Origin of the sequence: Ideonella sp., assembly GCF_041287625.1 — a bacterium.
Classification (GTDB): domain Bacteria; phylum Pseudomonadota; class Gammaproteobacteria; order Burkholderiales; family Burkholderiaceae_C; genus Ideonella.
Window position 1 is genome coordinate 41,400 of the sequence record NZ_JBGGNH010000046.1, and the last position, 7,185, is coordinate 48,584.

Sequence of the window (7,185 nt, forward strand, 5' to 3'; positions counted from 1 at the left end):
GGTTGCTTCTCCTTCGGGCTCGCACGCCTGGGCGATTGACGGGGTTGAGGGACGACGTGCCTCATGGTGTTGGCAGAGGCCCGGCCACGCCAGTGAATCGCTGTGAATTCACGCCGATTCACGAGTGATGGCCGACGAGGTTCAAGGCTTCACTTCAAACGGCAAGGCTTGGCCCTGATCACACGCCTGGCGGCTGTTGTCCCGCATCTCGAACAGGGCACAAGCCCGGTTGCCGGCGGCGTCTTCCAGGTCGGGGTGGACCATCAGCGTGTAGCGCCCCGCCACCCACGGCTGCGCAGGCACGAAGCGCCAGCCGGTCTCGGCGTGCATCAGTTGCGGCCGGCCCGGCAGGCGCTGGCCATCCGGGCCGCGCACGGCGATCAGGCGCCCGCCGCTGGCGCTGACAGGTGCGTCCAGCGCCACCAGCAGTGCAGCCGAACTGCCAGCCACTGGCGGCGCAATGCGCCAGCGCGTTGGCTCCGGCGCAGTACGGTCGGCCGCCGTGACCTGCCAGGTCTTGCGCAGCGCCGGCCCGAGTGCCGGGTCGTCGATCTGCAGCGTGACGCTGTCGCCAGCCTTCAGCGCCAGCCCCAGCCGCTCATGCGCGACCAGCCCGGACTTGACCCGGCCCGGGTGCAGCAGCAGCGTCAGCTGGCGGCCGTCGGCACTGGGCAAGGGCAGGTCCAGCAGCGCACCGGGCAGCACTTGGCCAGCGGCGTCCAGCAGCTTCACGTGGCGCATGTCCAGCACCTGCGGCAGCGGCCTGGGCAGCCGCAGCTCGATGCGCAGCAGGTTCTCCGGCACGCTGGCGCCGGACGGGAAGACCTGCACCGAACCCGCCAGCAAATCGGTGGACAGCAGCACCAGCGCCACCGCGGCACAGCCGTGCTTCACGGCAGCGTGCGCCGCGCCAGTTCGGGGTAGCCCTCGTCGCTGCGCAGCACGCCGTGCAGACCGCGGAAGCCGTCGCTGGCCTGGTAGCGGAAGTCGGCGAAGTCGTACTCGTTGATGAAGTCGCTCAGGCGCAGGAACGCCCCTTGGCGCAGCGACACCAGCTCCAGCGCCCCGGTGCTGCCGTGGCGGCGCAGCACGGTGAGGAAGGTCTTGTCCTGCACGCCCAGCCTGACGATGCCGGCCAGCGGGATCGGAATGGCCTTCACGCCCAGGTAAGGCTCGGTCGGCCAGTTGATCGGCTTGGCCAGGCCTGGCTGCATGCTCGCGGCGGCGATGGCCGAGACGGGCAGCAGGTCCGCCGCCTTGTGCGAGTTGGCCAGCAGCAGCGCTGGCCCTTCCTGCGTCTCCAGGCTGACCAGGCCGACAGGCGCGCTGCCCCAGCCCAGCTCGGCCACGGTGCGGCCGACGATGTGCGCGCCATCTTTCAGGTCCCTCAATGGAATCGTCACCAGCGGCGTGCAGGTGTAGGCCGCCACCAGCGTGGGCTCGCCGTTGAGGGTGGCGATGGCCATGCGGCGGATCGGCGCCCGCGTCTCGACCTGGTTGTGCACCGCGTGGTACATCTCCACGCTGGTCGCACTGGCCGTGCCGTTGAACGGGAAGTCGTAGACCCGCAGCGTGGAGGCAAAAGCCGCGTTGCTGAGCCCGGCCACGTACAGCTTGCCAGCTTGGTAGACCATGTCGGTCACGGTGTAGGTCGCCGCCGGCACGTCGGCCCAGAAGCGCTGGTCGTCGGTCGGTCGTCCTGCTATCGGCGCACTGCCATGCGGCAAACGCGCCAGGTCCAGCCGGCGCACCAGGCCACTTGCGTCCAGTGTCACGACCGCCGGCTCGGGCAGCCCGCGGCCACGGTCCACCGAGAGCGAGAGGTAGGCCAGCCCGGCACCGGGGCGCATTGCCATGTCCTCGAACTGCAGCCGTTCGGCGGATGTGCCCAGCAGCTTCGCCACCCGCGTCGCCACCTGCAGCTGGTTGAACGGCCGGCCCGCCTGCGCTGGCGCCACGTTCAGCGGTGGCAGCTTCAGCGCATGCAGCGCAGCGCCCCGCCAGTCCGCCACGACCAGCGTGTCCGCATCGGTGAACAGCAGCGTGCCGGCCGAGCGGATCGGCGCGTCAGCCGCGCTGACGTTGCCCAGCCAGCCTGCCAGTGCCAGGCACGGCAGCAGGCGCAGCCAGCGGAGGGTTCGAGGACCAGGTGACATGAGCGGCTCCAAAGCGTGAGCGTGCCGGACGGGCCGGCACCGGGGTTGCGGATGCCGGCAGCTTCGGCGCTGCAGCACGCCAGCACATCCCGCCGCAGGATGGTCGGCAGACCAGCCAATCGGGACAGCCGGCCGGTGGCCGACACCCGTCGCATCAGCGTGTCCGAGTTGACACCGGCGTAACGAGCTGCGACGTCAGGCGAATGGCGGCCCCGGTCTTGCCTTTGCCTCGGGTGTCGCGGCTGCAAGTGCCGGTAGAAGGGGTGTCAGGCAGGCCAAACTGCTCGAAACCCAGCAGCCACACCCCAAAAGCTGTCGACATTGGTGCAGCCTGATGTGATCGGACACATGGGCTGCGCAAAACCGAACCAAGGAGACCTCATGAAACTGAAACCTCTGCTCGCTGCGCTGAGCCTGGCGACGGCCAGCCTGGCCAGTCAAGCCGGCGTGTACGACCTGGGTGTGCTCAGCGTTGCGCCCGCCGATCCGACCTTTGCAGTCCACGGCGTCACGGCCAAGCCCAGCACGTTCACGGACTGGTGGTCCTTCAGCGTGCCGACGAACGCCAGCCTGGTCTCGTTCGCCTCCAACACGCTGCTGCTGAGCGGTTTCACCGAACTGTTCGGCCTGAAGTTGTCCATCACCAACACGATTGGCGGCACGGCCATCGCCACCGGTTACCAGAGCCTGAACGACATCACGCTGTCACCCGGCGGCAGCTACTACCTGGGCGTCACCGGCAAGACCGCAGGCACGCACGGCGGCGTCTATTCGCTGCTGGCCCAGGCCGCGCCGGTGCCGGAGCCCAGCACCTACGCAATGCTGGGCCTGGGCATTGGCGTGCTGGCCCTGATGCGCCGGCGCCGCAAGCCGGAAGAGACCGAAGCCGAAGCGCCAGGCCTGGCACACCCGCTCGCCACCGCCTGAGGCTTCGCGCCCCCGGGAACCTGGGGCGAAGCGCCGTGCCTGGGCCTGTTGGCGCCCAGCCCCGCGCGCAGGCTGCTGCTGGCTGGCGACACGCCGGCTCGACCAGGTAGCCGCGGGCTGGCGCTGCACTGACCTGCAAAAAGCGGCAGCTGAATCAAACCGCCGCACGCCTGCATTCACGCCGATTCACATCGGCCCGGCCGCATCGCTTCACGGCGATTCACGTCGATTCACTCGCGCCGCAACGGAAGCGGTTCCATCATCGGCCCACCGCACTGCCTGGAGGCCGCCATGCTCGATCTGCTCACGATCAAAGTCCTTGTCCTGTACGACGACCCGCTGCTCTGCGCCGGCCTGCGGGCCACGCTGGGTGCGAAGCCCGACATCGTGCTGCTGACTTCCCTGGCCGACCTGGCCCGGGCCGACGTGGTGATTGCCGACTACGAGCAAGGCCTGCGCTGCATCGCGCTGGGCAAGGCGGAACCGGCACGCCGCTCGCTGGGCGCACTGGGTGCGCGGGTGCTGATCCTCACGCGCCGCGACAGCGAACGCGAGATTCGCCATGCGCTGGAAAGCGGCGTGCGCGGCTACCTGACGATTGGCTGCGGGCTCGACGAGCTGGCCGACGCGGTGCGCGCGCTGCATTGCGGCATGCGCCGCATCGGCACGCTGGCCGCGCAGCGCCTGGCCGACAGTGTGGCCGGTTCGCTGCTCACCAGCCGCGAGACCGACGTGCTGCGCCTGCTGGTGGCCGGCCACGGCAACAAGGCGATTGCCAAGCGGCTGGACATCGCGCTGGGCACCGTCAAGTCGCACCTGAAGTCGGTGTTCCAGAAGCTGGACGCGAGCAACCGCACCGAGGTGGCGCTGGCCGCGGACAAGCGCGGCCTGCTGATCGACCTGCCGGCGCTGGACGAGCCCGAAGTGGCGGCCGCGCCAGCCCGCTGGCGCATGCCGGCCGCCAGCCCGCAGGCAGCACCGGCGCGGGCACTGGCGTCGGCCAGCTGAGTCACCCTGCCGCTGCGGTGGCGGTCAGGCGGGCGCGGTCTCGAGCGGTGGCCTGCATGGCATGCTCTGGCCCCTGACTTCCGCCGAGCACGCTCATGTCCCAACGCCCGCCCCTGCCGCCGTTCACCCGCGAGACCGCGGTCCAGAAGATCCGCCTGGCCGAAGACGCCTGGAACAGCCGCGACCCGGCGCGCATCGTGCTGGCCTACAGCGCCGACACACGCTGGCGCAACCGGGTCGAATTTCCGGTCGGCCGCGAGCAGGCACAGGCGCTGCTGGAGCGCAAGTGGGCGCGCGAACTGGACTACCGGTTGATCAAGGAACTGTGGGCGTTTGAAGGCGACCGCATCGCGGTGCGCTTTGTCTACGAATGGCATGACGACAGCGGCCAGTGGTTCCGCAGCCACGGCAACGAGAACTGGGCTTTCGATGCAGACGGCCTGATGACGCAGCGCCACGCCAGCATCAACGACCGGCCGATCGCCGAAGACCAGCGCCTGTTCCGCTGGCCGCTGGGCCGCCGGCCGGATGACCATCCAGGCCTGAGCGAGCTGGGGCTGTAAACCCGGGGGTTTGCTGGCAAGCCCTGGGGCAAAGCCTCGCCCGCTGCACTACATTGCAAGCCATCTGAACGCAGTTTTGGCGGGTTTGCGATGAGCGTGTCCACAGTTCCCCCGGCCCGTAAGAAGAAGGCCGCTGCCGACGCCAATGGCGCTGCCGGGCTGGCCCTGGGCGCCACCCTGCGCCAGGCGGCCGAGGCCGACTCGGCAGACGCCCGCTCGCGGCAGATCCTGGCGGCGATGATGGCCTTCCGCGATGGCGATTTTTCGCTGCGCCTGCCGGCGGACTGGGCCGGCGTGGACGGCCAGATCGCCACCGCCTTCAACCAGACCATCTCGCACGAGGCGCGCATTGCCGCCGAAGTCGCGCGGCTCAGCGCCACGGTGGGCAAGGAAGGCCGGCTGAAGCAGCGCATGTCGCTGCCCGGTTCGCTGGGCGGCTGGGCCACCAAGGTCGATTCGATCAACACCCTGATGGACGACCTGGTGCGGCCAACGGCGGAAATTGCCCGCACCATCGGCGCAGTGGCCAAGGGCGACCTGGGCCAGGCGATGGAGCTGGAGGTGGACGGGCGCGAGCTGAAGGGCGAGTTCCTGCGCTCGGCCAGGCTGGTCAACACGATGATCGACCAGCTCTCGGTCTTCACCTCGGAAGTGACCCGCGTGGCGCGCGAGGTCGGCACCGAAGGCAAGCTGGGCGGGCAGGCGCAGGTCAAGGGCGTGTCCGGCGTGTGGAAGGAGCTGACGGACTCGGTCAACCAGATGGCCGGCAACCTGACGGCCCAGGTGCGCAACATCGCCGAGGTGACGATTGGCGTGGCCAATGGCGACCTGTCCAAGAAGATCACGGTGGACGTGCGCGGCGAAATCCTGCAGCTGAAGGAAGCCACCAACACCATGGTGGACCAGCTGCGCTCCTTCGCCTCGGAAGTGACCCGCGTGGCCCGCGAAGTGGGCACCGACGGGCGGCTGGGCGGCCAGGCCGTGGTGCCCGGCGTGGCGGGGACCTGGAAGGACCTGACCGACTCGGTCAACGCGATGGCCACCAACCTGACGGCCCAGGTGCGCAACATCGCCACCGTCACCACCGCCGTCGCCCGCGGCGACCTTTCGCGCAAGATCACGGTGGACGTGAAGGGCGAAATCCTGGAGCTGAAGGAAACCATCAACACGATGGTGGACCAGCTCAACGGCTTCTCTTCCGAAGTGACCCGCGTGGCACGCGAGGTCGGCACCGAAGGCAAGCTCGGCGGCCAGGCCCAGGTGCCCGGCATTGCCGGCACCTGGAAGGACCTGACCGACTCGGTCAACTCCATGGCCTCGAACCTGACCGGCCAGGTGCGCAACATCGCCGGCGTGGCAACCGCCATCGCCAAGGGCGACCTGTCCTCGAAGATCACGGTGGAGGTCAAGGGCGAGATCCTGGCGCTGAAGAACACCATGAACACGATGGTGGACCAGCTCAACGGCTTTGCCGGCGAAGTGAGCCGCGTGGCGCGTGAAGTCGGCACCGAAGGCAAGCTCGGCGGCCAGGCCCAGGTGCCCGGCGTGGCCGGCACCTGGAAGGACCTGACCGACAACGTCAACTTCATGGCCTCCAACCTGACCGGCCAGGTGCGCAACATCGCCGAGGTGACCACCGCGGTGGCCAATGGCGACCTGTCCAAGAAGATCACCGTGGACGTGCGCGGCGAAATCCTGGAGCTGAAGAACACCATCAACACCATGGTCGACCAGCTCGGCGGCTTCGCTTCCGAAGTGACGCGCGTGGCCCGCGAGGTGGGCACCGAAGGCGCGCTCGGCGGCCAGGCCGAAGGCCGCGGCGTGGCCGGCATCTGGAAGGATTTGACCGACTCGGTCAACGCGATGGCGACCAACCTGACCGGCCAGGTGCGCAACATTGCCGAAGTGACCACCGCGGTGGCCAATGGCGACCTTTCCAAGAAGATCACCGTGGACGTGCGCGGCGAGATCCTGGAGCTGAAGAACACCATCAACACGATGGTGGACCAGCTCAACGGCTTCGCTGGCGAAGTGAGCCGGGTGGCGCGCGAGGTGGGCACCGAAGGCAAGCTCGGCGGCCAGGCCGCGGTGCCCGGCGTGGCAGGCACCTGGAAGGACCTGACCGACAACGTCAACTCCATGGCCTCCAACCTGACCGGCCAGGTGCGCAACATCGCCGACGTGGCGACGGCGGTGGCCAACGGCGACCTGTCCAAGAAGATCACGGTGGACGTGAAGGGCGAGATCCTGGGGCTGAAGAACACCCTCAACACGATGGTGGACCAGCTCAATGGCTTTGCCTCCGAGGTGAGCCGCGTGGCGCGCGAGGTCGGCACCGAAGGCAAGCTCGGCGGCCAGGCCCAGGTGCCCGGCGTGGCCGGCACCTGGAAGGACCTGACCGACAACGTCAACTTCATGGCGTCCAACCTCACCGGCCAGGTGCGCAACATCGCCGACGTGGCGACCGCCATCGCCAAGGGCGACCTTTCCTCCAAGATCACCGTGGAGGTCAAGGGCGAGATCCTGCAGCT

At 68.8% G+C, this 7,185-nt stretch carries 6 protein-coding genes; 4 read left to right on the top strand and 2 right to left on the bottom strand.

Annotated features, from left to right (window positions below; all coding sequences use genetic code 11):
* Positions 1 to 141 precede the first annotated feature (141 nt).
* Together ACAH41_RS18150 and ACAH41_RS18155 are read right to left on the bottom strand one after the other, a co-directional pair.
* Positions 142 to 894 carry a hypothetical protein gene (locus ACAH41_RS18150; RefSeq protein ID WP_325649746.1) on the bottom strand — a complete coding sequence of 251 codons (753 nt, stop codon included), beginning with the start codon at positions 892 to 894 and terminating at the stop codon, positions 142 to 144.
* Positions 891 to 2,156, bottom strand: coding sequence for a hypothetical protein (locus ACAH41_RS18155; RefSeq protein ID WP_325649745.1), 1,266 nt, complete (start codon positions 2,154 to 2,156; stop codon positions 891 to 893). The genes ACAH41_RS18150 and ACAH41_RS18155 overlap by 4 nt, the downstream gene beginning before the upstream one ends.
* Positions 2,157 to 2,537: 381 nt before the next feature.
* Here ACAH41_RS18155 and ACAH41_RS18160 point away from each other — a divergent pair, with 381 nt between their 5' ends.
* The 4 genes from ACAH41_RS18160 to ACAH41_RS18175 form a co-directional block, all read left to right on the top strand.
* A complete protein-coding gene (locus ACAH41_RS18160) occupies positions 2,538 to 3,083 on the top strand; it encodes an FxDxF family PEP-CTERM protein (protein WP_325649744.1) in 546 nt (181 codons plus the stop codon).
* Positions 3,084 to 3,374: 291 nt separating this feature from the next.
* The gene (locus ACAH41_RS18165) at positions 3,375 to 4,091 is read left to right on the top strand and encodes a response regulator transcription factor (RefSeq protein ID WP_325649743.1); all 717 of its coding nucleotides are present in this window, start codon (positions 3,375 to 3,377) and stop codon (positions 4,089 to 4,091) included.
* A gap of 95 nt (positions 4,092 to 4,186) precedes the next feature.
* Complete coding sequence (locus ACAH41_RS18170) at positions 4,187 to 4,654, top strand: nuclear transport factor 2 family protein (RefSeq protein WP_325649742.1); 468 nt, start codon at positions 4,187 to 4,189, stop codon at positions 4,652 to 4,654.
* 237 nt (positions 4,655 to 4,891) lie between these two features.
* Positions 4,892 to 7,185: HAMP domain-containing protein (locus ACAH41_RS18175; RefSeq protein ID WP_370538402.1), on the top strand; the 2,294-nt coding region annotated here is incomplete at its 3' end.